The organism is Candidatus Poriferisodalis sp. (assembly GCF_965204195.1).
In the GTDB taxonomy this organism is placed as follows: Bacteria; Actinomycetota; Acidimicrobiia; order Acidimicrobiales; family Poriferisodalaceae; genus Poriferisodalis.
On the sequence record NZ_OZ241975.1, the window covers coordinates 1,744,103 to 1,767,977 of the forward strand.

20 protein-coding genes are annotated in these 23,875 nt (G+C 67.7%); 9 read left to right on the forward strand and 11 right to left on the reverse strand.

The window, feature by feature from the left end; translation table 11 throughout:
• Positions 1 to 58: 58 nt before the first annotated feature.
• Positions 59 to 1,243, reverse strand: a complete 1,185-nt coding sequence (locus ACOGI8_RS07705; RefSeq protein WP_419856285.1) for a M20 family metallopeptidase — start codon at positions 1,241 to 1,243, stop codon at positions 59 to 61.
• Positions 1,244 to 1,362: 119 nt separating this feature from the next.
• Between ACOGI8_RS07705 and argG the strand changes: the two genes are divergently transcribed.
• Positions 1,363 to 2,730 (forward strand): argininosuccinate synthase, encoded by a 1,368-nt coding sequence (argG, locus tag ACOGI8_RS07710; RefSeq protein WP_419856286.1) that lies wholly within the window; start codon positions 1,363 to 1,365, stop codon positions 2,728 to 2,730.
• Here the strand turns inward: argG and ACOGI8_RS07715 are convergent.
• Together ACOGI8_RS07715 and tcuA are read right to left on the reverse strand one after the other, a co-directional pair.
• Complete coding sequence (locus ACOGI8_RS07715; protein WP_419856287.1) at positions 2,727 to 4,988, reverse strand: NADP-dependent isocitrate dehydrogenase; 2,262 nt, start codon at positions 4,986 to 4,988, stop codon at positions 2,727 to 2,729. The genes argG and ACOGI8_RS07715 overlap by 4 nt on opposite strands.
• 55 nt (positions 4,989 to 5,043) lie before the next feature.
• Positions 5,044 to 6,561 carry an FAD-dependent tricarballylate dehydrogenase TcuA gene (gene tcuA, locus ACOGI8_RS07720; RefSeq protein ID WP_419856288.1) on the reverse strand — a complete coding sequence of 506 codons (1,518 nt, stop codon included), beginning with the start codon at positions 6,559 to 6,561 and terminating at the stop codon, positions 5,044 to 5,046.
• A gap of 151 nt (positions 6,562 to 6,712) precedes the next feature.
• Here tcuA and ACOGI8_RS07725 point away from each other — a divergent pair, with 151 nt between their 5' ends.
• From ACOGI8_RS07725 to ACOGI8_RS07735, 3 genes are all read left to right on the forward strand, one after another.
• Positions 6,713 to 7,855, forward strand: a complete 1,143-nt coding sequence (locus tag ACOGI8_RS07725; RefSeq protein ID WP_419856289.1) for an Ldh family oxidoreductase — start codon at positions 6,713 to 6,715, stop codon at positions 7,853 to 7,855.
• Between the two features lie 76 nt (positions 7,856 to 7,931).
• Positions 7,932 to 8,183, forward strand: a complete 252-nt coding sequence (locus ACOGI8_RS07730; RefSeq protein WP_419856290.1) for a hypothetical protein — start codon at positions 7,932 to 7,934, stop codon at positions 8,181 to 8,183.
• Positions 8,180 to 8,467 (forward strand): ribbon-helix-helix protein, CopG family, encoded by a 288-nt coding sequence (locus ACOGI8_RS07735; protein WP_419856291.1) that lies wholly within the window; start codon positions 8,180 to 8,182, stop codon positions 8,465 to 8,467. Before ACOGI8_RS07730 ends, ACOGI8_RS07735 begins: the two co-directional genes overlap by 4 nt.
• Before the next feature lie 72 nt (positions 8,468 to 8,539).
• On the opposite strand, the gene ACOGI8_RS07740 is transcribed toward ACOGI8_RS07735, so the two are convergent.
• Positions 8,540 to 9,397, reverse strand: coding sequence for a TauD/TfdA dioxygenase family protein (locus ACOGI8_RS07740; RefSeq protein WP_419856292.1), 858 nt, complete (start codon positions 9,395 to 9,397; stop codon positions 8,540 to 8,542).
• Between the two features lie 70 nt (positions 9,398 to 9,467).
• The gene (locus ACOGI8_RS07745; RefSeq protein WP_419856293.1) at positions 9,468 to 11,582 is read right to left on the reverse strand and encodes a 3-hydroxyacyl-CoA dehydrogenase NAD-binding domain-containing protein; all 2,115 of its coding nucleotides are present in this window, start codon (positions 11,580 to 11,582) and stop codon (positions 9,468 to 9,470) included.
• Positions 11,583 to 11,738: 156 nt separating this feature from the next.
• Between ACOGI8_RS07745 and ACOGI8_RS07750 the strand changes: the two genes are divergently transcribed.
• Positions 11,739 to 12,764 carry a branched-chain amino acid aminotransferase gene (locus ACOGI8_RS07750; RefSeq protein WP_419856294.1) on the forward strand — a complete coding sequence of 342 codons (1,026 nt, stop codon included), beginning with the start codon at positions 11,739 to 11,741 and terminating at the stop codon, positions 12,762 to 12,764.
• A 14-nt stretch (positions 12,765 to 12,778) separates the two neighbouring features.
• Positions 12,779 to 13,372: an HD domain-containing protein gene (locus ACOGI8_RS07755; protein ID WP_419856295.1), complete on the forward strand. Its 594-nt coding sequence runs from the start codon at positions 12,779 to 12,781 to the stop codon at positions 13,370 to 13,372.
• Positions 13,373 to 13,404: 32 nt separating this feature from the next.
• Here ACOGI8_RS07755 and ACOGI8_RS07760 read toward each other — a convergent pair whose 3' ends face one another.
• The 4 genes from ACOGI8_RS07760 to ACOGI8_RS07775 all read right to left on the reverse strand — a co-directional run bounded on the left by ACOGI8_RS07760 (position 13,405) and on the right by ACOGI8_RS07775 (position 19,201).
• Complete coding sequence (locus tag ACOGI8_RS07760; RefSeq protein ID WP_419856296.1) at positions 13,405 to 13,794, reverse strand: type II toxin-antitoxin system VapC family toxin; 390 nt, start codon at positions 13,792 to 13,794, stop codon at positions 13,405 to 13,407.
• Positions 13,791 to 14,033 carry a type II toxin-antitoxin system Phd/YefM family antitoxin gene (locus tag ACOGI8_RS07765; RefSeq protein WP_419856297.1) on the reverse strand — a complete coding sequence of 81 codons (243 nt, stop codon included), beginning with the start codon at positions 14,031 to 14,033 and terminating at the stop codon, positions 13,791 to 13,793. Before ACOGI8_RS07765 ends, ACOGI8_RS07760 begins: the two co-directional genes overlap by 4 nt.
• 660 nt (positions 14,034 to 14,693) lie before the next feature.
• Positions 14,694 to 15,296: an MOSC domain-containing protein gene (locus tag ACOGI8_RS07770; RefSeq protein ID WP_419856298.1), complete on the reverse strand. Its 603-nt coding sequence runs from the start codon at positions 15,294 to 15,296 to the stop codon at positions 14,694 to 14,696.
• A gap of 62 nt (positions 15,297 to 15,358) precedes the next feature.
• Positions 15,359 to 19,201, reverse strand: coding sequence for a hydantoinase B/oxoprolinase family protein (locus tag ACOGI8_RS07775; protein ID WP_419856299.1), 3,843 nt, complete (start codon positions 19,199 to 19,201; stop codon positions 15,359 to 15,361).
• Between the two features lie 52 nt (positions 19,202 to 19,253).
• Between ACOGI8_RS07775 and ribH the strand changes: the two genes are divergently transcribed.
• A complete protein-coding gene (gene ribH / locus ACOGI8_RS07780) occupies positions 19,254 to 19,739 on the forward strand; it encodes a 6,7-dimethyl-8-ribityllumazine synthase (protein ID WP_419856300.1) in 486 nt (161 codons plus the stop codon).
• Here the strand turns inward: ribH and ACOGI8_RS07785 are convergent.
• On the reverse strand, positions 19,736 to 20,725 hold the full coding sequence (locus ACOGI8_RS07785) for an NADPH:quinone oxidoreductase family protein (RefSeq protein ID WP_419856301.1): 990 nt from the start codon (positions 20,723 to 20,725) through the stop codon (positions 19,736 to 19,738). The genes ribH and ACOGI8_RS07785 overlap by 4 nt on opposite strands.
• A 173-nt stretch (positions 20,726 to 20,898) precedes the next feature.
• Here ACOGI8_RS07785 and ACOGI8_RS07790 point away from each other — a divergent pair, with 173 nt between their 5' ends.
• Positions 20,899 to 22,041 (forward strand): amidohydrolase family protein, encoded by a 1,143-nt coding sequence (locus ACOGI8_RS07790; protein WP_419856302.1) that lies wholly within the window; start codon positions 20,899 to 20,901, stop codon positions 22,039 to 22,041.
• Between the two features lie 75 nt (positions 22,042 to 22,116).
• Here ACOGI8_RS07790 and ACOGI8_RS07795 read toward each other — a convergent pair whose 3' ends face one another.
• Positions 22,117 to 22,968, reverse strand: coding sequence for an alpha/beta fold hydrolase (locus tag ACOGI8_RS07795; RefSeq protein WP_419856303.1), 852 nt, complete (start codon positions 22,966 to 22,968; stop codon positions 22,117 to 22,119).
• A 30-nt stretch (positions 22,969 to 22,998) separates the two neighbouring features.
• Here ACOGI8_RS07795 and ACOGI8_RS07800 point away from each other — a divergent pair, with 30 nt between their 5' ends.
• Positions 22,999 to 23,721, forward strand: coding sequence for an alpha/beta fold hydrolase (locus ACOGI8_RS07800; protein ID WP_419856304.1), 723 nt, complete (start codon positions 22,999 to 23,001; stop codon positions 23,719 to 23,721).
• Positions 23,722 to 23,875 lie beyond the last annotated feature (154 nt).

Genomic DNA, 23,875 nt, shown 5'->3' on the forward strand with positions numbered 1-23,875 from the left:
AGAAACAGACCGGTCAGAGTGGGTTAATGGCCGTTGGAGCTAGGTCGGGCGTGTATGGCTAGCGCCGGAGCAGCTGGCGGTAGACGTCGGCCGCTCGTTCAAGTTCGGCGATCTCGACCCATTCGATCGCCTGGTGGGCCTGATCGATGGAACCCGGGCCGAACACCACGATCTGGTCGGCCACCTCGCTGTAGCGCAGCGCATTCGTGCCGAAATCGGCCACGGCGGGGCTGTGGCCTGACATCTCCGCCATTGCGGTGACCAGATCGCTGCCAGGTGCCTGGAAGAACGCATTGCTGCCGAATCCGTTCGCCAGCTGCACCTTGACGCGGGCCGGAAGGGCGGCGGCGCGTATCAACTCGGTGAGACGGGCGGTTTCTTTCTCGTAGTCCTCGCCGTTGGCGATGCGCCTGCCGACGTACAGCTCGCAGTGGTCGGGGATGATGTTGCGGGCCCGCCCGCCGCCCATCTCGTTGACCGACACGGTGCCGGCGCCGAGCGCGCCGACCTCGCGCTGGCTCGCCAAGCGCTCTTGCTCGGCGTCGATGGCGGCAACGATGCGGGCCCCGGCTGACAGCGCGTTGATGCCGAGATGGGGCTTGGACGAGTGCGCTGCACGGCCCTCCACCAAGACTTCGAGACCGAGCCCGCCCTTGTGGCCGTACACCGGTGCGCACATCGTGGGCTCGGCCACGACGATCTGTTCGCGGCGCTCGTTGCGTTCGAGCAGCCGGTCCCGGTACGCGGATGCGCCGGCCAGGCCGCCGCCTTCCTCGGAGATCGTGCCCACCAGCTCGACGGTGCACATCGGCTGCTGACCAGCAGCGGTCATCTCGGCCAGCACGGCGAGCACGACGGCCATGGTCGCCTTGGTGTCGACCGAGCCCCGCCCCCACACTCGTCCTTCGCTGATGCGACCCTCAAACGGGTCGCCTTCCATGTGCTCGACGCCGACGGTGTCGAGATGCACATCGACGGCGAGCATCCGCTCGGTGCGGCCGGCGAAGCGGGCATACACGTTGGGGCGCCCCGGCTCGATCTCGTCAAGCTCGACCTCGGCGCCCAGCGCTGCCGCTCGTTCGGCCACCCAGTTGGCCATGTCGGCTTCGGCGACGGTGCCCGAACGCGGTCCGTGATGCAGCGGGTTGACGCTGGGGATGCGCACCATCTCGCTCAGCAGCTCGGCAATGGAATGGCCGGTGGCGGTGTCGTTCGTGGTGTCTGTCGCCTCGCCGTTGCTCATGAGTCACCTCTTCGTGGCGGAGCGTACGCGCAGCCCGATCACCACGCGGTGAACGACGGCGTGGGGTCGGCCGAAAAGCACAGTCGATCCGGCAGCCCGACGCCGTACCGTGGTGGCCTATGTCGACTGGTTCTGCGTCTGCTGGCGGTTCGCGTGTGCTGGCCGAGCTTCCCGTGGGGGAGCGGGTGGGCATTGCGTTCTCCGGCGGGCTCGACACCTCAGCAGCAGTGGCGTGGATGAACGAGCGCGGCGCGCTCGTGTGTGCCTACACGGCCGACCTGGGCCAGTACGACGAGCCGGACCTGTCGGGGGTGCCGCAGCGGGCGCTCGACTACGGCGCCCACGCCGCACGCCTGGTGGACTGCCGGGCCGAACTCGTGCGAGAGGGCCTGATGGCGCTGCAGTGCGGCGCGTTCCACATCTCGACGGCCGGCCGCACGTACTTCAACACCACGCCGCTCGGCCGAGCGGTGACCGGCACGATGCTGGTGGCGGCCATGGCCGAGGACGGCGTGGACATCTGGGGCGACGGCTCGACGTACAAGGGCAATGACATCGAGCGCTTCTACCGCTACGGCCTGCTGGTCAACGCCGGGCTGCGCATCTACAAGCCCTGGCTGGACTCGGCGTTCGTGGACGAGCTGGGCGGGCGGGCCGGCATGAGCGAGTTCTTGGTCTCGCGCGGGTTGCCGTACCGGGACCCCACCGAGAAGGCCTATTCCACCGACGCAAACATCTGGGGCGCCACGCACGAGGCCAAGCAACTGGAGGACCTGGGCACGTCGATGGAGATCGTGGAGCCGATCATGGGCGTCGCCCACTGGGACCCGGCGGTCGGAATCGACACTGAGGACGTCACGATCCGCTTCGAGGCCGGTTGGCCGGTCGCAATCGGTGGGCGGGAATTTTCGGCCTCAGGCGATGAGGGCAGCGATCACGTCGCGCTGGTGCTGGAAGCGAATGCCGTCGGCGGGCGCCACGGCCTCGGCATGAGCGACCAGATCGAGAACCGCGTCATCGAGGCCAAATCGCGCGGCATCTACGAAGCGCCAGGGATGGCGCTGCTGCACATCGCGTATGAGCGGCTGCTGTCGGCGATCCACAACGAGGCCACGCTCGACAACTACCGCACGATGGGCCGCCGGCTGGGCCGATTGCTGTACGAGGGCCGCTGGTTCGACCCCCAGGCGCTGATGCTGCGCGACTCGCTGCTGCGCTGGTTGGGTTCGTCGGTTTCGGGCGAAGTCACGCTGAGGCTGCGCCGTGGCGACGACTACTCGGTGCTTGACACCACCGGCCCAGCGCTTACCTACGCAGCAGATCGGTTGTCGATGGAACGAGTCGAAGACGCAGCGTTCGGCCCAGGCGACCGCATCGGGCAGCTCACCATGGCGAACCTGGACATCGCCGACAGCCGGGACAAGCTGGCGGCTTATCGCGACACCGGCCGGCTCGGCCCCGGCGGCCTGGCCGAGCTCGACACCTAACCGCTGCGGAAGCCGTCGAGGATGTCGTTGAAGGTGGCGCTCGGCCGCATGGCGGCTTCGGCGAGCGCGGGGTCGGGCAGGTAGTAGCCGCCGAGGTCAACCGGCACGCCTTGGCATTCCACGAGCTCGGTGATGATCTGGCCCTCGTTCGCGGCCAATGCCGCCGCCAGCGGGGCGAATCGTTCGGCGAGGTCGGCGTCTGTGCCTTGGCGGGCCATCTCGTCGGCCCAGTGCTTCGCTAGATGGAAGTGGCTGGCGCGATTGTCGGGCTCGTTCACCCGGCGGCTGGGAGCGCGGCCTTCTGCGAGCCACGTGCCGATCGCAGCGTCGAGGGTGTCAGCGAGCAGCTGCGCGACGGGGTTGCCGGCCACACGGGCCAGATGTTCGAGCGACACCGCCAGGGCCAGGAATTCGCCCAGGCTGTCCCAGCGGAGGTGGTTCTCGGCCACCATCTGCTGGACATGCTTGGGCGCTGAGCCGCCGGCGCCGGTCTCGAAGAGTCCGCCGCCGGCCATGAGCGGCACGACCGAGAGCATCTTGGCCGACGTGCCCAGCTCGAGGATTGGGAACAGGTCGGTGTTGTAGTCGCGCAGCACGTTGCCGGTGACCGAGATGGTGTCTTCCCCGCGCCGGATGCGCTCCAGCGAGAAGCGGCAGGCATCGGCCGGGGCCAAGGTCGTGATGTCGAGCTCGCCGATCGAGGCGTCGTCGGCCTGCCGTTCCGCCAGCCGGGCATCGACCTTGGCGATGAGCTGCGCATCGTGGGGCCGGTCGGCATCCAGCCAGAACACGACCGCAGCACCGGTGAGCTGCCCGCGCTCGACGGCCAGGTCGACCCAGTTGGCGATGGCTGCGTCGTTCGTGGTGCACATGCGCCAGATGTCGCCCTCGGCGACCTGGTGGCTCATCAGCACCTCGCCGGACTCAGTGGCGACCCGCATGGTCCCGGCAGCATCCACCTCGTAGGTCTTGTCGTGACTGCCGTACTCCTCGGCCTTCTGGGCCATGAGGCCCACGTTGGGCACCGAGCCCATGGTCGTCGGGTCGTACGCGCCGTTGGCGCGGCAGTCGTCGATCACCGCCTGGTAGATGCCCGCGTAGCTGGAATCAGGGATGACGGCCTTCGTGTCGTGCTGGTTGCCCTCGGCGTTCCACATCTGGCCCGACGACCGGATCATGGCCGGCATGGACGCGTCCACGATGACATCGCTCGGCACGTGCAGGTTGGTGATGCCGCGATCGGAGTCGACCATGGCCATGCCCGGGCGCTCCGCCAGCGTGGCAGCAATATCGGCCTCGATGACTTCGCGCTGCGCTGCAGGCAGCGACTCGACGGCGGCCAGCACGTTGGCCCAGCCGTCATTGGGGTCTGCACCGGCGGCCGCGAGCGCTTCGGCGTGCCGGTCGAACACCGGTGCGAAGAACGCTCGCACTGCATGTCCGAAGACAATCGGATCGGCGACCTTCATCATCGTGGCCTTGAGGTGCAGCGAGAACAGCACGCCACCCGCGCGGGCGTCGGCGATCTGATCATCGAGGAACTCGCGCAGCGCGGTGACCGACATGAACGTGGAGTCGACGACATCGCCGGCACCGACGGGGACCTTGCGCATCAGGCGAACGTTCCCGTCGTTGTCCACATGCTCGATGCTCAGCGAGCTGGCGCCGCCCGCCGTGACCGACTGCTCATTCGAGCGGAAGTCGCCGCCGGACATCGTCGACACGTGGCTCTGGCTCTGCTGTGACCAGGCGCCCATCGAGTGGGGGTACTGGCGCGCGTATTCCTTGACGGCGCGGGGGGCGCGGCGGTCGGAGTTGCCCTCGCGCAGCACCGGGTTCACCGCCGATCCCTTGACACGGTCGAAGCGCTCGCGAATCTCGCGCTCGGAGGCGTCTGCGGGATCGTCGGGATAGTCGGGGACTGCGTAGCCCTTCGATTGCAGCTCGGCGACGGCGTCCTTGAGCTGGGGGACCGAGGCAGAGATGTTCGGCAGCTTGATGATGTTGGCGCCGCGGTCCTGGGTCCACTCGCCGAGTTCACTCAGCGCATCGCCGATTCGCTGATGCGGCTCGAGCATGTCGCCGAAGGCCGCGATGATCCGCCCTGCCAGCGAGATGTCACGTGTCTCTACATCGACACCTGCAGCATCGGTGAACGCCGTGATGATCGGCAACAGCGAGTAGGTCGCCAGCGCAGGCGCTTCGTCGGTGTGGGTGTAGACGATCTTCGAGCCGGTGCTGTCGGGCGAGGAGGACATAGCGATTGGACGCTACCGCCCGCCGGGGAGTCGCCGCCCGTTGAGCAGAAACTGCTCAGCCGGTGGCGTGCGTGGCGGCGGAGCTGCCCGCCAGCCGGCCGAACACCGCACCCGCGGAGAGGCCCGAACCGCCGGGATAGTTGCCGTAGAACAGGCCGCCCACCAGCTCGCCTGCGGCATACAGGCCACTGATCGGCCGCAGGTCGGTGTCGATCACGCAGCCGGTCTCGTCGATGCGCAGGCCGCCGAACGTGAAGGTCAGGCCGCACGTCACGTGGAATGCGGAGAACGGCGGCGTTTCGATCGGCATCGCCCAGTTCGTCTTGTCGGGGCCGAGGCCCTGGGTGCGGCGGCCGTCGAGCACGTTGGGGTCGAACGGGACGCTGCGGTCGACCGCTGCGTTGAACTCGCTGATGGTCGCCAGCGCTCGCTCGGTGTGCACGTCCTCCATGCGCGCGCAGAGCTCTTCGATGCTGTCGGCGGTCACTTTGGTGACCTGGCGGATGCGGTACTCGTCGCGCAGCAGGTGCTCGGTGTTGGCGTCGAAGACCTGCCAAGCCGAGTGCCCTGGTTGGGCCAGGATCTCGCGTCCGTAGCGGGCGTAGGTGTAGTTGCGGAAGTCGGCGCCCTCGTCCACGAAGCGCTGGCCGTCCTGGTTCAGCACGATCGAGAACGGGTAGCTGTGCTTTTGGAAGCCGTCGCCGACGGCGAGGTCGCCGAACTCCGGGGCGTTGTAGTCCCACGCCACGGCGTGTGCGCCACTCCAGTTGCCGTACGGCATTGCGCCGATGTCGAGCGCCATTGCGATGCCGTCGCCGGTGTTGAAGCGCGTGCCGCGCACCTTGGCCAGGTCCCATCCGGGACCTAGGTAGCGGGTGCGCCATTCGGCGTTGGCTTGGAACCCGCCGGCTGCCAGTACGACGGCACTGCATTCGACGTCGATCAGGCGGCCGCCGCGCCGCACGCGAACGCCCCGCACAGCGCCGCTGTCGTCGGTCAGCAGCGAGCGTGCTGCGGCTTCGTGCCACAGGTCGATCTGGTTGCGAGCCAGCGCCGCCCGCAGCGATTCCACGAGTCCTTCGCCACCGCCCACCGACTCCACCGTGAGGCCGCCCCAGAACGTGAAGTGCCCGTCCACCTTGAAGGCTTGGCGTCCCCAGATCGGCGCGAACCGCACGCCGTGGCTCGCCATCCACATCAGCGTGCTCTTGCTGCGAGTGACGAGCGTGTCTGCCAGTTCGGGATCGCACCGGTAGTCGGTGATGCGGCCGAGATCGGCGTAGAACTGCTCTTCGGTGTAGGTGCCGAAGTCGGTCATCTCCACCTCGGCGTCGGTGAGATCGGGCACCAGCGCTCGCAGGTCGTCGACGCCGTCGTAGGCAAAGCGGATTGCGCCGGCGGTGAAGCGGCTGTTGCCTCCGGCTTCGGCCTCGGGCGCCCGTTCCAGCACCAGCACTTCGGCGCCGCCCTCGTGGGCCGCGAGCGCCGCGCACATCGCCGCGTTGCCCGCGCCCACCACCACCACGTCGTAGCGCTGCGGTTGCTCCTGCACAGCCGCGCCGGTCTCGCTCACGCCGGGCGAGCCTATGTGCGGTGCTTGGTCCGCGCCCGAACCGCGTCATGCCAGCGGCGCTCGGGTCCTGTGCCGGTGTAGACGCGTGAAGCATCCGGGTCGGCAGCGATTCGCAGCAGAACGGTCCAAGCTGGCGGCGTACGCTGCGGCGATGAGCGAATCCAGCACAACCGACGACGCTGCGAACAGCGACGTGGTGATCGACCATGACCGCCTCGCAGAGTTCATCGCCGAGATCTTCCGCCATACGGCGTGCTCCGATGCCGAGGCGGAGCGCATCGGTCGCAGCCTTGTCGGGGCCAACCTGGCGGGTCATGACAGCCACGGCGTGATCCGCTCGGCGCTGTATGTGGACTTGCTGGCCAACGGCGTCCAGCTCGCCGACCAGGAGCTCAAGGTGCTGATCGACTCGGGCGCGCTGCTGCTGGTGGACGGCCAGTACGGCATGGGACAGACGGTCGGGCCTGCCGCAGTGCAGCTCGGCATCGAACGTTGCAAGGAACTGGGCGTCGCGGTGGTGGGGCTGCGCAATGCGGGCCATCTCGGCCGCATCGGCGAGTATGCCGAGATGGCTGCGGCCGAAGGCCTGGTCTCGGTGCACTTCGTGAACGTGGCCAACAGCCGCCTGGTGGCCCCGTTCGGCGCCAAGGCCCGACGGATGGGCACCAACCCGTGCGCCTATGGCGCGCCCGTGGCCGGTCGCCGCCCCGTCATCCACGACTTCGCCACGTCGGTGGTGGCCGAGGGCAAGGCTATGGTCGCCTTGCATGGCGGCCCGGCCGTCCCTAGCAACGCCCTGGTGTCCGGCGACGGCGAGATCACCGGCGACCCGCGGGTGCTCTACACGTTCGAAGAGGGAGAGCGCCCCAACTCGATGGACGGGCCGGGCGCGCTGCGGGCGATGGGGGAGCACAAGGGCTCGGGCATCTCGGTGATGTGCGAGTTGCTGGCCGGAGCGCTTACCGGCACCGGCACCGCCGGGCCGCGCCGAGTTCGCTTCGCCAACGGCATGCTGTCGGTGTACGTCGACCCGGCCCAAGTGGACGCGGCAGTCGGCGAGACCGATGACGGCTATAACGGCATCGCGGCCGACTATCTCGACTGGTTCTACGACGCCGACGCCATCGATCCCACCGAGCCCGTGAAGCTGCCCGGCGACGTCGAGCACGAACGGCGCCAGCACCGCATGGCCAATGGCATCACGCTGCCCGCCGAGACGTGGGAGAGCATCTGCGGCGGCGCCCGAGCCGCCGGCGTACCAGAGTCAACGATCGCCACCGCAGCTGGCAACTGACCCGACGTACGCGGGCCATCCCGGCTGGTGACACGGAGCTTGACCGAGAACTCCTTAAACGTGTTACGTTTAAGGAGTGTGGATCCATGAGTCGGCCTACCGCCATGGCGTGGCCGACGACGAGATCCGTCACGCTTGGAACAACGCTATGGGCTTCTACGACATCGACATCGAGCATGAGCCGATCAAGAGCCTCTGTATCGGGCCCGACCGCGCGGGAAATCTGCTCGAAGTTCTGTATCTGCAAGCCGAAGACGCCGACCTCATCATCCACGCAATGCCGCTACGACGGGCATTCCGTGCCTATCCCACCAAAGAACATCTATGAGTGACGAAACCGACCCCAGCAACGTGCGCAACAGCTTGACCGATGACGAGATCAACGCCATCGCCACCGATTTTGAGAACCGGGAATTCGAACCCGCTGAGCTGACCGCCATCCGCAAGACCCGCCGACGCTCTCCGCGGCTTGGCGAGGCGAGGGCAGAGGTGTACACATTCCGAGCCCCGCCGAGCTACAAGCGTCGCATCCAAGAGCAGGCCGCAGCCCAGGACGTGACTGAGAGCCAAGTCATCCGGGATGCGCTTGACGCGTACCTCTCGGCGTCGTAGCCCAGTTCGCAATATCGATCCGTTGAGGTGGCCGCAGCTCTCAGAGCTGCTCGCACGTAGACCTTCGTAGTCCTACTCGTCGAGGGTGGGGCCGGTGCCCTGCACGCGGGTCTGGCGCATGTAACGGCGCCAGCGGTCGGCGTCGTAGCCGGCGCCGCGGTGCAGCAGGCAGCGATTGTCGTAGATGACCGTGTCGCCCGGGCTCCAGCGATGCGCGTACTCGTCTCCGGGACGGGTGGCGGCCTCGTTCAGCTCGTCGATGAGCCGGCGGCTGTCGATGCCGTGCCAGCCGACGATCGACCGGGCATGCGAGCCGGCGTAGTAGTTCCTCAGGCCGTTGCCGGGGTTGGTGCGCACGAGCCGCTGGGGGATCGGCGGGAGTGATGCGGCGTGATTCGGATCGACCGGGGCGACCCTGGTCCGGCTGAACACGTAATCGTGCAGCACCACCAGGTCGTCGATCTCGGACTGGCGCTCGGGGCTGAGCCTGGCGTACGCGGCCCGCTGGCTCGCATACAGCGTCTCGCCGCCCTCGCCGGGCACCTCGTAGGCGCACAGGATCGACACGTACGACGGCACGAGCCGGAATGACGAATCCGAGTGCCAGAGGTTGTTGCCCTTCTGGTTGTGGGTCAGCGGGTGTGATTCGTCCCGCTTGGTGTCGGCGTCGATGACGTTGCCGATCGTGCCGAAGTACTCGACCTTGCCCGTCTTGCCGAACACCACATGGTTCGGCTCGGGTTCGCCGAGGGTGCGGGTAAGCGCAAGCTGCGCTTCGTCGGACATCTGCTGGTCCGGGAAATGCAGCAGCGAGTAGGTGTCGACGGCGTCGTGCAGCTCCGCAACCGCCGCGCCGTCGAGCGGCTTCGACAGGTCGATGCCGCTGACCTGGGCGCCGAAGTCAGGATGGATGGGCTCGAACGTCAGCACTGGCTTCTCCCTCGGTCGGCCCCGCCATTGATTCTGGCCGCAGGCAATTCTGTCCGCCAGCCTCTCGCGGTCAGCTCTCGTGGCGGGCCAGCGAGCCGCCCGCGGCTGCCAACCGCTCCAGCAGCGGGCTCGGCGTCCAGTGGTCACCGCCCAGGGTCTCGTCGTAGTGGCGGATGCGGCCCAGCACCTCGCCGAGCCCGATCTCGTCGGCCCAGTACATCGGCCCGCCGGTGTAGATGGGCCAGCCGTAGCCGTTGATCCAGGTGACGTCGACGTCGCTGCCCCGCAGCGCGATGCCCTCGTCGCGGATCTTGGCGCCCTCGTTGACCATCGGGTACAGGCAGCGTTCGAGGATCTCCTGATCGGTGACATCACGCAGCACGGCTCCCCGCTCAGCGGCGAAGTCGCGGATCATCTGCTCGACCTCCGGGTCGGGCGTCGAGGCCCGGGTGTCGGGGTCGTAGATGTAGTAGCCGCGGCCGTTCTTCTGGCCCCGCCGGCCCGACTCGCACAGCACCTCGCGCACCGTCGAGCTCGACGACGTGTCCTCGCTCCAGCCCACGTCGAGCCCGGCCAGATCGCTCATGGCGAAGGGCCCCATGGGGAAGCCGAAGTCGTACACGACCTTGTCGATCTGGGCCGGTGTGGCACCCTCCAGCAGCATCTTCTCGGCCTCGATGCCGCGCATGAACAGCATCCGGTTGCCGATGAAGCCGTAGCAGACACCGCACAGCACCGGTGTCTTGCCGATGCGCTTGCCGATCGACATGGCAGTGGTGATGGCCGTGTGCGACGTGGCATCGCCGCGCACCACCTCGAGCATCCGCATGACGTTGGCGGGGGAGAAGAAGTGCATGCCGACGACGGCCTCAGGCCGTGACGTGGCCGAGGCGATCTCGTTCACATCCAGCGCGGACGTGTTGGTGGCGAGCACCGCGCCCGGCTTGCAGATGCCGTCGAGCTGGGAGAACACGTCCTTCTTGAGCGCCATGTTCTCGAACAGGGCCTCGATCATCAGGTCGCAGTCGGCGAAGTCGCCCATGTCGGTGGAGCCTTGGAGCAGGTCCATGCGGGTCTGCACATCGTCTGACGAGATGCCGCCCCGCGCCGCGGTGCGCTCGTAGTTGCGTCGCACTACTCCGAGGCCTCGCTCGAGGCTGGCCTCGTCTCGTTCCACGAGGGTGACCGGGATGCCGATGTTGGCGAAGTTCATGGCGATGCCGCCGCCCATCGTTCCTGCGCCCAGAATGCCGACCCGCGCGATGTCCACGGGCGGCGTGTCGCAGGGCACATCGGGCACCTTCTGGGCCGCTCGCTCGGCAAAGAAGTAGTACTGCTGAGCGTTGGCCTGCGAACTGCCCATCAGCTCGCCGAAGATGCGCTGCTCGGCGGCGAGCCCGGCCTCGAAGTCGCCGCTGGCCCCGGTCTCGACTGCCGCCTCCACGCAGCGAACAATGCAGTCGGCCGCTTCGAAACCTCGCGTCCGCCGGGCGATCGAGGCCCGGAAGGCGGCGAACTGCTCGGCGCCGAAGCCTTCGAGGCGATCGTTGCGATCGCGGATACGCGGGCGGGGCATGCCTTCTGCCACGGCTCGGCGGGCGAATGCCACCGCTCCCGCCTCGAGATCGGCCAGCGAGTCGCCCACGATCTCGTTGATCAGGCCGCATTCCAGGGCCTCAGAGGCGCCGATGGGATCGCCGCTGACCATGATCTCGAGCGCCCGCTGCGGGCCGGTGATGCGCGGCAGGCGCTGCGTGCCGCCGCCGCCGGGCAGCAGGCCCAGCTTCACCTCGGGCAGGCCGAACTGGGCTGTGCTGATGGCGACCCGGAAGTGCGCGCACAGTGCGACCTCCAGCCCGCCGCCGAGCGCGGTGCCGTGGATCGCAGCCACCACTGGCTTGCTGCAGTTCTCCATGGCTTCCTGGCCGGGCACGAGGGCGGGGGGCTTGGGCGGCTGGGAGAACTCGGTGATGTCGGCGCCGGCGATGAAGGTTCGCCCGTCGCAGATGAGCACGATGGCCGCTGCGTCGCTGGCCTCGGCGGCTGCCATGCCGTCGATGAGGCCTTGGCGCACGTGATAGCTCAGAGCGTTGACGGGCGGGTTGTTCACGAAGAGCAACGCCACGTCGTCGCGGCGCTCGAGTCGGACCGACTCGGTGATCTGGCTCTGGTCCTGGGTTGTCATGGCCGCAGCGTACGCAACGACGGCCCTGCCGGACCGGGCTGGTGCGTCCGACCAGACGAATCGGCACCGAATTCTCCCCGATGCGGACAGGGCCCGGCGATACGCTGCGGATGTCTTGGACGACTGCAACGCCCAAGCCATCCCCATGGAGCGCCGGTGACTGACAAGCCCGACCCGTTTACGGTCCCCTTCGGGACCATCTTCTGTGACTGGATGACCACAGCCCGCGCCGACGACGGCCCGTACGTCTACGGCGGGGGAGCTGAGCCGTTCGGCGATTTCTCCATCAGCCCGGCGGCGCACGTACTGCACTACGGCAGCGCGATCTTCGAAGGGCTGAAGGCACACCGGCAGGTGGACGGCTCGCTGGCGATCTTCCGGCTGGACCGGCATGTGGAACGCATGGTGTCCAGCGCGCAGCGGCTGCGGCTGCCGGCCATCGACGGCGGTGTGCTGCATCAGATGTGCGTGGACGCAGTGGAGGCGAACGCGGGTGAGGTTCCCGACCCGCCCGGCTCGCTCTACATTCGCCCGACGCTCATCGGCACGGAGCCCGACATCGGTGCCGCGGCCCGCCCGACGCGCAGCGCGCTGCTGTACGTCGTCAACTGCCCAGTGGGCGACTACTTCAAGGGCGGCGTCCGGCCGCTGACCTTGCTGGTGGAGACCGACATTCCCCGTACCGTCCCGCAGTTCGGCATGGTGAAGTGCGGCGGGAACTACGCCATGGCGCTGGCGCCCACGCTGGATGCCATGGCCGGCAACGAGGCCATCGACCAGATGCTGTTCGCCACCGGCGGAGACATCACCGAGACCGGGGCATCCAACTTCTTCCTGGCCGACGACCAGCGGGTCGTGACCCGTCATCTCGACGAGTCGTTCCTGCACGGTGTCACCCGGTCGTCGGTGATCGAGCTGGCCGCGTCGTTGGGCTACGAGGTCGAGGAGCGCTCGATCGACCCCGAGGAGCTGGTCGAGTGGGCCGAGCGCGGCGAAGCGTTCCTGTCGGGAACGGCCGCGGTGCTCGCCCCCGTCGGCACCATCCTGTTCGAAGGCAAGACGCTCACTGTGGGCGACGGCCAACCGGGCCGCAACACGATGCGGCTGCGCCAGGCACTCGTCGACATCCAGGTCGGTGCTGCGCCCGATCCCTTCGGCTGGCGCACACCTGTGAAGGGCTGACGGATCGGGTTGCCATGAGCAATCGGGACACCGGCCGCATCGTGTCCTGGACGGCAATGGAGCACGGCACCGCTGACGACTACGCGTTCCTGGACAGTCAGCACTACGCGCACGTCCGAACGGGACTGGTCGACAACCTGCTGAACATCCTGCAATGCCTGCGGGGACCCACGCTGGGGTACCCGATCGACCGCTACGACCATTCCCTGCAATCGGCAACCCGGGCATTGCGAAACGGCGAATCGACCGACCTCGTGGCGGCGGCCCTCCTGCATGACATCGGTGACGCATTCGCGCCCGAGAATCACAGCGCCGCCGGTGCTGCCGTCCTGCAGCCCTATGTCGACGAGCGCACGCACTGGGTGATCGCCCATCACGGCCTGTTTCAGGGCTACTACTACTTCCACCACCTCGGTGGCGACCGAGACGCCCGCGAGCAGTATCAGACCTCGCCCCACTACGACGCTTGCGTGGACTTCTGCGAGAACTACGACCAGAACTGCTTCGACCCGAAGTACCCCAACCTGGCTGCCGAAGACTTCCGCCCCCTGCTCGACGAGGTCTTCAGCCGCCCCTCACAGGTCCCTGCTACCGCCCCGCTCACCTAACTCGCCACACCGCCGGGACGCTGCTGTCCGCCTCACCAGAGAGTGGCGACGGGAAATTCCTCAAATGCCGGGTCCCTCGTGACGAGCGTCAACGATTCGATCTCGGCCTGCGCCGCCAGCATCCGGTCGAATGGATCCTTGTGCGCGGCCTCGTAGCTGCCTGCCCGGAGTGCCTGCTCATGTATGACGGGCAGGTGTAGAAAACCGTCGGCGGTTACTGATGCGCCGAAATGCGGAACGAGCTCAATGAAATCGCCGAGTCGGCCCATTCTTGACTTCGTGGCCATCTCCCATGCGCTCACCGCGCTCGCGAACACCAGAGCATCTGAATCGGAAATCGCTTCGCGGGCGACTGGTGAAAGCGATGGATGATCAGCCCACCACCACAACAGCGCATGGGTGTCGAGCAAGAGGTCGTTCATTCGCCTTCCCACGCAGCGAGTTCATCGTCGGGCAAGGGGTCGAAGAACTCCGGCGGGATCTTCAGCCCGCGGAATCTGCCCGGCATCCGTCGAGTCGCGGCTGGCACATACGGAACGAGACGGGCACACGGCTTGCCCGCCCGCGCAATCACGATCTCCTCACCGGCCTCGACTCGGCTGAGCAGCTTCGACAGGTGTGTCTTCGCCTCGTGCACGTTCACCATTGATGACGATGTCATGCTTTCTCAGCCTTTTCAAGTTATTTTCGCTGCAACGACGCTTATGAACTTAGTCTAGCGACTAGACTAAGTAGTTGTAGCAGCGGCGTCAGCTGCAGGCGGGAACCTTCACGTGGCATTCCGAGTACGGGTGCAGCGGGGCCAATCGCCGCACTTCCGCTCAAGCGCCGACTGCGAACTTCTACAAAGTAGAACTTCGCAGTCGGCCGGCAGCAGGCCGTTCACAGTCGCCTCCTGCCCCTGCTCTCGCCGGAGACGATCCAAGACGGGCAGCAGAGTATTCCCAGAACGCGCTGTAGGACATTCCCCAAACGCGCCATGGATCATTCCTGGAACGCAGGGCACGTCTCAGCTTCGCTCCGATTGCGACAATTTCGGCAGGCTGACCACCGTTGCGTTGCCGACATGTTCGTAGCGGCCCGGAGTGCAGGTGAGGATGATCACTTGGCAGTCGTCACCAGCGCTCGAGATGGCAGCGCCCATACGCTCCAAGCGAGCCGGATCGCTCCATCGGTGACACGCTCACCGAGCACTGAATCAGGAAGCTGTGCCCTAGCTGTCTCCAGCTTCCGCAGCGCGTCTGCGGCTGCGCTGACTGCGGCGTCGAGCCACGCTTGGCTAAATCTCGGCTGGGCCTCACCGCCTAGACACGGAGACGGGTCAGAGGCGGGTGATGGGGTCGCCGGTGCGGACGGTGCCGGGCTGGACGACTCGGCAGTTGACGCCCCGCATGCGCAGGTCGCGGCCTTCGCCGGTGTTCACGAACCGCAGGGCGTCGCGGCCGAAGCGGGCTGCGAACTTGGCGCAGCCTCGGTGCGGTTTGGCCGTGACCTCCAGGATCGCATCACCGAGCCTCAGTTGGGCGCCGGCGGGCAGCGTCTCATGGCTGATGTCGAGGTCTGCGTAGATCTGGTCGCCGGCGAGCGGCCAGCGTTCGACCGGTCCGATGACGGCGGCCGCCGCACGGGTGCTCATGATGGTGATCTGTGCATCCGGGTGCGGCCCGCCATCGGCTGATGTCGGCGAGCTTCGCTGGTTCCACGTGTCGCCCGCGACGCCCTCGGCATCGTTGATCTCGGCCACGTCGAGCACTTCGCGGGCATCTTCGCCAGGGCGGCGAACAATGAGATGGATCGTGCCGGCGCTGCGGGGCGCCCCGCGAATGTGCGGCAGCGCCGCTTCCAGCTCGGCGGTGCTGCGGTGGCGCACCGGGTCGCTGCTCGCAGCCTCGGCGACGGCGGTGGTCTCTGCTGATGCGTTCATCGAGATGCGTCCCAAAAGTTCGTCGGCAGACTCAGGAGCTGACGGCCAGCTCCAACGCAGGATTATCGCACCGGCGCGTCACCTGCCGAAGTGAATTCGAGCTGACGGTCACGCGCCACGGCCTCGGGACTTCGCTCAGCGGGGTCGCCGAAGCCGCCGCCACCCGGGAATTCCACGATCAGGCGACGGTCGCCGGAAATCACCGAGCGGCCTTTGGAGCGCACTTCCGTGCCGTCGTCGAGCGACAGGCGGCCCAGCGCGCCGGGTCCGCCGCCGTGCCGGCCGCGCGCCGGGTACACGGTTCGCTCGTAGGTCGCGCTGATGGAGAAATCACGCGCTTGGCGGTTCTCCAGCTCGATGACTTGGCCGAGCCCGCCCCGGTACTTGCCCTGCCCGCCGGAATCGGTGCGGAACTCCTTGCGCCAGAACACGAGCGGCGAGCCGATCTCATTCACCTCCACCGGCATGTTGCGCACGCCGCTCGGGAAGGCCGTTGCCGACAGGCCGTCGGCCTGCGGGCGGGCGCCGGCACCGCCCGAATGGAAGCTCATCAGGATGTACCGCTCCAGCTTGCGCCGGTCGGATTCGTCGCCCGATTGCCCAACCGTTGTGCGGGAGCGATTCGTCGCGCCGACGCCGGTGTCGGGCTCCCACATGCCCGTGCCGAGCAGGTTCCACAACGACGACGTGCCCTCCGCCGGCACCCGCTCGGGCACTATTTGGCTCAGGCAGCCGAACACGGCATCAGGGAGCAGTTGGCCCATGACGTGACGAACATTCACCGCTGCGGGGTGGGGCGCATTGAGAATGCAGCCCTCGGGCGCTCGCACCCGCACGGCATCGAGTGAACCCGTGTTGTTGGGGATGTCGGGGCCGATGATGCAGCGCACGCCGAATGAGGTGTAGGCGTCGGTGTAGGCCATCGGCACGTTGATGCCCCAGCTCGACTGCGGGCCGGTGTCGTCGAAGTCCACGTCGATTCCGTCGGGCCCGGCGGTCAGCGAGCACACGATGTCGATGGGATGCTCCATGCCGTCGACGCGCATGGTGGAGTTCCACGTGCCGCTCGGCAGCTCGCCGATCGCATCGAGCATGGCCCGGTGCGACGACGTGATGATGTGCTCCGCCAGCTCATCCAAGTCGGCTATGGCGTACTCGTCCATCATCGAGATGAGGCGGGCGGCACCGGTTTCGTTGCAGGCAGCCAGCGAGTGGATGTCGCCGATGACCTGCACCGGGTCGCGGACGTTGGCCTCGATGATCGCCACCACGTTCGGGTCGAACACGCCGTCGGTGGCGAACTTCAGGATCGGCAGGTACAGGCCCTCGTGGTACACCTCCTTCGAGTCGGTGGTGAATCCGGCGCCGCCGATGTCCACCACGTGGCTCGTGCAGGCGAACAGCGCCACCAACTCGCCGCGCAGGAACGCCGGCGTGACCACCACGATGTCGAACAGGTGGCCGGTGCCCTTCCACGGGTCGTTGGTGAGGAAGATGTCGCCCGGGCGCATCTCCGACGCCGGGTAGCGATCCAGGAAATGCAGCACCGAGTAAGCCATGGAGTTCACATGGCCCGGCGTGCCCGTGACCGACTGGGCGAGCATCCGCCCCTGGGGGTCGAAGATGCCTGCCGACAGGTCGCCGGCCTCCCGGGTCGAGGTGCTGAAGGCAGCACGCACGAGCGCCCGTGCCTGTTCCTCGGTCACCGAGATGAGGCGGTTCCACTGCACGCCCAGCCGTACCGCGTCGAGGTCTGCAGTGGCATCGGCGGCCGTATGCGGCGCCGAGACACCGGTGAGCCGCAAGTGCCCACCCGCCGTGACTGTTGCCACTGCTCCAGCGGGCAGCAAGGTCGTGGTCTGGTCCTCGGTGATCAATGCAGGCCCGGCCAGCCACGCGCCCTCGGTGAGGGTGTCGCGCTCGAAGACTGCATGGGGGACGGCTCGGCCAGTTGTGGTGTCGGTGACGAGCGCAGTCGCGTCGGAGACAACCGGTTCGTCGGCGACGGTCGGATGCAGCGAGACGGCGGGGGCCTGCGGGGTACGGACTTCCAGCAGCCAGCTCAGGATCTCGATCTCAAGGTTGCCGATGTGGCGCGTGTAGAGCTGCTGGTAGGCCTTCGTGAACGAGGTGCGCAGCTGGTTGCGCACCTCGGCGTCGCTCGGGCTGTCGATGTCGTCGGCGAGCAGCGCTGCAGCGTCGACATCGACGGTGATCTCATGGCCTTGACCGCGGTAGCGCATCAGGGCTCGCACGTGCGTGGCCGTCTCGGCACCGGGCGCAGCAGCGTGCACGATCGCATTCGACTCGTCGGCCATCTCCCGGAGCAGCCCTGCCAGGTTGGCTACTGTCAGCTCGCTTACGCGGGCATGGCGGGTCCGCACCGACTCGTGCGCTACCGGCGCGGCCAGAAAGCCGATGGCCGAACCCACGCCTGCACCCGCAGGCACCACGATGTCGTCGATGCCCAGCTTGGCGGCTACCCGCGCCGCGTGCAGCGGCGCCGCTCCGCCGAATGCGATGAGCGTCCCGCGGCTGATATCGCAGCCTTGATCCGCTGCGTGAACACGACCGGCATTGGCCATGTTCTCGTCGACGACCTCGGAGATGCCGATGGCAGAGATCGTCGTCTGTAGACCCGACGGCTCCGCCAGCGCAGTCCCGACGGCCTTGGCAGCGGCGTCGACGTCGAACGTCAGCGTGCCACCAGCAAACCGCTCCGGTGCCAGCCGGCCCAGCACCGCATCGGCATCGGTCACCGTCGGCTCTGTTCCGCCGCGCCCGTAGGCCGCGGGACCCGGCTCGGAACCTGCGCTGGCCGGACCGACGGTGATGCGCCCGAGCGCGTCGAGGCTGGCGATGGATCCGCCGCCGGCCCCGATCTCGACCATCTCGATCACCGGCAGGCGCAGGGGCAGCCCGCTGCCGGCCAGGAAGCGGTACTCGCGGCCGACCTCGAATTCCCGGCTTGTGCGGGGATGACCGCCCTCGACGATGCACAGCTTCGCCGTGGTGCCGCCCATGTCGAAGCTGAGGGCTCGTTCGCAGTCGAGGCCGCGGGCGATCTCCGAGGCCAGCAGTGCGCCGCCTGCGGGTCCGCTCTCGATCAGTCGCACCGGGAAGCGCAGCGCCTCAGCGAGCGTCCCCAGCCCGCCGCCGGAGGTCATGAGGAACACCTCGCAGCCCAATCCCAGCGCTGCGAGCCGTGCATCGAGATCGGCCAGGTACTGCCTCACCAGCGGTGCGATGTAGGCGTTGGCGCACGCAGTGGAAAAGCGCTCGTACTCTCGGATCTCGGGGCAGACCTCGCTGGAGAGAGTGACGGTCGCCTCGGGCCAGCACTCGGCCAGTATCTCGGCGGTGCGCTCCTCGTGGCGGGCGTCGAGGTACGAGTGCAGGTAGCCGACGGCCACGCTGGTCACGCCGTCGGCTGCCAATGATGCCGCTGCGGCCCGCACCGCCTGCTCATCCAGCGGCAGCAGCACCGCGCCGTCGGCGGCGAGCCGCTCGGGTATGCCGATGCGGCGGTTGCGCGGCACCAGCGGCTCGGGCCGGCGCATGTACAGGTCGTACTGCTCGAACCGGTTCTCGTGCGCCATCTCGACCGAGTCGCGGATGCCCTGCGTGGTCAGCAGTGCCGTGCGTGCGCCCCGGCGTTCGATGAGGGCATTCGTGGCGAGGGTGGTGCCGTGGATGAACACGCCAACCTCCGCGGGCATAACGCCTGCCTCACGCAGCACACGCTCGACGCCGTCGAGCACAGCGTCGGCCGGCGCGTCAGGCGTCGTCAGCACTTTGGCGGTGTGCAGCACCGGTCCGCCGCCGCTGACGTCGTCGACCTCCAGCGCGATGTCGGTGAACGTGCCGCCGATGTCGGCCGCCAGCCGGGCGCGTGCGCCTGCCATCGGCCCAGCGTAGGCGCGTCGTCGCGGAAGGCTGCGGGGCTACCGTGCAGGCGTGGCGAGTGGCGACCAGCGTGGCGGCAGGCCGCCGGCGGGAGCCGGTGCGGGGCTGCGCGTCGGCATCGTGCGGGCGACCTGGAACGCCGAGATCGTGGACCGGTTGGCAGCCGGTGCCCGGCGAGGCCTCGATGAGCTCGGCGTCGCTGAGACAACCGAGGTGACGGTGCCCGGTTGTTTCGAGATCCCTTTCGCGACACAGGTGCTCGCTCGCAGCGGGCAGGTCGATGCGGTCGTCGTCATCGGGGCCGTGATCCGTGGGGAGACAACCCACTACGAGCTGGTCAGCGAGGGCGCCGCGCAAGGCGTGATGGCCGTTCAGCTGGAGACGGGCATTCCGGTCGGCTTTGGCCTGGTCACGGTGGAGAACACCGAACAGGCCGTAGCCCGCAGCGAGGGCGCCGGAGGCCACAACGTCGGTGAGGACGCGGCCTGTGTGGCGGTGTCGATGGCCCTGCTGGCCCGCGACTTCCCTGCTGGCTAAGCGGGGTCGGGCCGCATCCGCACGAGCACTTTGCCGACGGCTTCGCGTTCGTCGAGCAGCCGGTAGGCCTCGGCGCTCTGCTCGAAGGGCAGCACCTGCCCGATGGGCGGCTTCACGGCACCCGATTCGATCATGCCGAGCAGGCGTTCGTGAATGCGGGCGGGGATCGTCGGGTCAGCAGCCACGGCTTCGCCCCAGGCGGCACCGACGAGGCTCACGTTGCGCAGCAGCAGCCGGTTCACCTTCACGGTCGGGATCTCGCCCGCCGCGAACCCCACCACGACGAGCCGCCCGAATCGTGCCAGCGCCCGGATCCCGTCGAGGAAGCGATCCCCGCCCACCGGGTCGTAGGTCATGTCGACGCCTCGGCCGCCGGTGAGCTCGCGCACTTCGTCCTTCCAGGTGTCACTGATGAGCACGATGTGATCGGCGCCGGCCGCCCGGGCGATCTCGCCCTTTGCCTCGGTGGAGACCAAGCCGATCACCGGCCCGGCGCCGACCCCCTTGGCCACTTGGATGCCTGAGGTGCCCACGCCGCCCGATGCGCCCAGCACCAGCACCGACTCGCCCTCGCGCAGGCCCGCCCGGTCGATCATGCAGAACACGGCCGTCTGGTAGTTCATGACCAGCGCGGCACCTTCTTCGAAGGAGAGTTCCTCGGGCAGCGTGAACAGGTCGCGGGGTTTGGCTGCCACCACTTCGCTCAGGCAGCCGTTCGACCACACGCACACGCGGTCGCCGGGTGAGTAGCCCGAATCGGCGGCTGCCGAGCGCACCACGCCTGCGGCCTCGATCCCCGGTCGGAAGGGCGGGTCGGGGCGGTACTGGTAGAGACCTTGGCTCTGGAGCAGGTCGGGGAACGACACGCCGCCGCAGACGATGTCGACGATCACCGATGCGCCGTCTGCATCGGCCACCGGTTCGGGAGCGTCCACGACGGCGACGCCGGCCGGGCCTGTGAGGGACTGCACTTCCAATGCACGCATGGCGACACTGTTTCACAAGAGGCGCAGACGGGCACAGCGAACGCGAGAGCACCTGTGCAGTGGCGTCGTGCCTTGGGAGTGCAAGTGAGGCCGCTGGTACTGTTGGCCGCGCGGTCCGTCTGCACCGGGGGCCACCGGGCATGCGGACGCTCAAGCAGAAGCAGGGGAGAACCATGCGGTACTACTCGTGTGACTCGCACGTGGTCGAGGCAGCCGAGATCTATGCGGGACTGACGGACAGGTTCGGCGATCGGGCACCGTTCATCAGCAAGGACTACAACGACAAGCCGGGCACCTGGCTCGTGCTCCCCGGCGGCATCCGCCCGGTGCCGGTCGGCCGGCTGGGCATCGCCGGCGCCAGCCTGTCCGACCCGGCCACCCACGCTCGCATCGAGCAGGGATACGACGGCTTCAACCCCGGCGTGATGGATCCGACCGCCCGGCTCGACGAGCAGGCCCAGGACGGCATTGTCGGCGAGGTTATGTACCCGAGCCTGTCGATGTTCACGTTCGCTATTCCCGACGACGAGGTGCGCGACGCCGCTTTCCGCAATCACAACGACTGGGTGCTCGACTACTGCTCGGTGGATCGCAACCGGCTCATCGGCGTCGGCTGCCTGCCGCTGCCCGACGTGGAGCGGGCCATCGCCGAAATCGACCGCTCAGCGCAGCTCGGCGTGCGCGGATTCGCCATCCCGGCCCACGTCGACCCAGCCAAGCCGTACTGCCATACCGACTTCGACCCGTTCTGGGCCCGCGCCCAGGAATTCGGCGTGCCGCTCACCATGCACATCTTCACCGGGTCCAGCCTCGAGGGCGGCATGCCCGAGCATTGGGGCACGCCGGGTGGCCACCTGAAGGGCTACACGCTGGCCCACACCACCATCGCCAACACGATCATCGACCTCATCTGCGGCGGGGTCGTGGAGCGTTTCCCGGACCTGCGCTTCGTCTGCGCCGAGTACGAGACCGGCTGGGTCGGCCACTTCAAGCAGCGCCTCGACCACGCGGCGTACCGCACGCCGTGGGAGGTGTCCGACGAGCTCACCATGAAGCCGTCGGAGTACTTCGACCGGAACTTCTGGGTCACCTTCGAGGATGACGTGGAGGGCGTAGCGACACGGCACTCAATCGGTGTCAGCAACCTGCTGTGGGGCAATGACTACCCGCACCACGATTCGATCTGGCCGAACTCGCGACCGATCCTGGATGAGATTCTCTCGGGCGTTCCTGATGACGAGAAGGAACAGATGGTCTGGAGCAACGTCCTCGAGCTCTACAACCTCGATCCCGATTCGCTCCCAGCAGCCGCTTAGGCGGCGCGGCTCGCGGCTACGCCGCGCAGTGCTTGTTGCTCGCCGCTTAGGCGGCCTGGGCTTGTTGCTCGCCGCTTAGGCGGCGACGAGAGGTCCCAGGTGGGCGCGGATGGATTTGGCTACGCGCTCGCCGTTCTCCATGGGGCCGAAATGGCTCAGCTCGGCGAAAGCCTCGAGCCGGCCGTTGCCGAGCGACTCGGCGATGGGCTGCGCGACCTGGGGCGGGATGGTGTTCCACATGGCGGGGGAGTCGCCGCGGGCGACAACCGTGGGGCACATCACCGCGTTGAAGGCGCTGTAGTCGACCGGCTCGCCCGACTCGTAGATGCGCGCCTCGGTATCGCCCGAGCACGACAGCCGCACAGCGTCGTCGCCTGATGGGTAGGTGCCGATCTCGACATAGGCCCGCACTGCCTCGGGCTCGCAGCCAGAAAACGGCGGCTTGGAGACGAAGCGGTCGTACGCCTCGTCGATCGTGGCGAAGCGGATCCGTCGACGCCGCGACGCCACCACGAGCTCGTGGTCGGAATCGGGCATCGGGAAGCCGTCGGGCACCAGCACCGGCTCGTACAGGTACAAGCCCCGGTAGCTGCCCGGATGCTGCAGCTCGGCGAGCAGCAGGCTGGCGGCCCCCAGCGAGTGGCCGGCGGCCAGCATGGGCTCGCCGCCAAGGGCGTTCACTGCGGTCAGTACCTCTTCCACGAAGCGCGCCCGCTCCACCGACATGTCGTCGTGCTGCGGACGCGAGGCACCGTGCCCCCGGAAGTCCAGTCCCCAGCAGCGGAACGTGTCCTGCAGGTGAGGCACCACGGTGGCCCACATGCCGGCGTTGAGGCCGTTGCCATGCGTCAGGAGCAGGGGCGTTCCGCGCCCGCCGAGATCATGGAGCACTGCGTGTTCACCGTCAGAGGTGGTCAAGCGCATCATCGCCGCCGCACGATAGTGCAGACTCTCGCCATGGCGAATTTCACACGTGGCTCCGTGGACATCCATTACGACGACTACGGCTCGGGCTTTCCCCTGCTGCTGATCGCTCCGGGCGGCATGCGCTCGGCGGCGTCGTTCTGGGAGCAGACCCCCTGGAACCCGATCACTCAGCTGTCCGACCGGTACCGGGTGATAGCGATGGACCAGCGCAACGCGGGCCGTTCGACAGCGCCGGTCTCGGCCGACGACGGTTGGGCCACCTACACGGCCGACCAGCTTGCGCTCATGGATCATCTCGGCTGCGAGCAGTTTCACCTGGCGGGCATGTGCATCGGCGGCCCCTACATCATGGGGCTGATCCAGGCGGCGCCCGAGCGGGTCGCGAGCGCCACGCTGTTCCAGACCATCGGGCTCGACGAGAACCGTCACGCCTTCTACGACATGTTCGACGACTGGGCACAGGTGATCCGCGATGACCATCCTGAGGCCGACGACGCGGCCTGGGACCAGTTCCGCTCGAACATGTACGACGGTGACAATTTCCTGTTCAACGTGGACCGCGATTTTGTTGCAACCGTCCAGACGCCGCTGCTGGTGCTGCTCGGCAGCGACCTGTATCACCCCGAATCGTCGTCGCGGATCGTCCATGAGGCTGCACCCAACTCCACGTTGATCGAGGACTGGATGGACGGCAGCGGGCGGACCGAGGCGATGGACCAATTCGCCGCATTCCTCGCCGCACACACCCCCTGAGCCGGGCCCCGCGGGGAGTCGGTGAAACCGGCATTGTAGGCTCGCCAGTGGTGGCTCTGAGGCCGGAAAGGGAATGACGTGGGTCGTCGAAAGCAATCTCGAATCAGTCGTTTCCGGTCTGAAATCGGCTCGTTCTTGTCGGGCATATCTCGCA

Bases quoted from the DNA above. Each gene is read 5' to 3' on its own strand.
- ACOGI8_RS07705 (WP_419856285.1), bottom strand. From the start codon at position 1,243: ATGAGCAACGGCGAGGCGACAGACACCACGAACGACACCGCCACCGGC.
- argG (WP_419856286.1), top strand. From the start codon at position 1,363: ATGTCGACTGGTTCTGCGTCTGCTGGCGGTTCGCGTGTGCTGGCCGAG.
- ACOGI8_RS07715 (WP_419856287.1), bottom strand. From the start codon at position 4,988: ATGTCCTCCTCGCCCGACAGCACCGGCTCGAAGATCGTCTACACCCAC.
- ACOGI8_RS07725 (WP_419856289.1), top strand. From the start codon at position 6,713: ATGAGCGAATCCAGCACAACCGACGACGCTGCGAACAGCGACGTGGTG.
- ACOGI8_RS07735 (WP_419856291.1), top strand. From the start codon at position 8,180: ATGAGTGACGAAACCGACCCCAGCAACGTGCGCAACAGCTTGACCGAT.
- ACOGI8_RS07745 (WP_419856293.1), bottom strand. From the start codon at position 11,582: ATGACAACCCAGGACCAGAGCCAGATCACCGAGTCGGTCCGACTCGAG.
- ACOGI8_RS07755 (WP_419856295.1), top strand. From the start codon at position 12,779: ATGAGCAATCGGGACACCGGCCGCATCGTGTCCTGGACGGCAATGGAG.
- ACOGI8_RS07760 (WP_419856296.1), bottom strand. From the start codon at position 13,794: ATGAACGACCTCTTGCTCGACACCCATGCGCTGTTGTGGTGGTGGGCT.
- ACOGI8_RS07765 (WP_419856297.1), bottom strand. From the start codon at position 14,033: ATGACATCGTCATCAATGGTGAACGTGCACGAGGCGAAGACACACCTG.
- ACOGI8_RS07770 (WP_419856298.1), bottom strand. From the start codon at position 15,296: ATGAACGCATCAGCAGAGACCACCGCCGTCGCCGAGGCTGCGAGCAGC.
- ACOGI8_RS07775 (WP_419856299.1), bottom strand. From the start codon at position 19,201: ATGGCAGGCGCACGCGCCCGGCTGGCGGCCGACATCGGCGGCACGTTC.
- ACOGI8_RS07785 (WP_419856301.1), bottom strand. From the start codon at position 20,725: ATGCGTGCATTGGAAGTGCAGTCCCTCACAGGCCCGGCCGGCGTCGCC.
- ACOGI8_RS07790 (WP_419856302.1), top strand. From the start codon at position 20,899: ATGCGGTACTACTCGTGTGACTCGCACGTGGTCGAGGCAGCCGAGATC.
- ACOGI8_RS07795 (WP_419856303.1), bottom strand. From the start codon at position 22,968: ATGATGCGCTTGACCACCTCTGACGGTGAACACGCAGTGCTCCATGAT.
- ACOGI8_RS07800 (WP_419856304.1), top strand. From the start codon at position 22,999: ATGGCGAATTTCACACGTGGCTCCGTGGACATCCATTACGACGACTAC.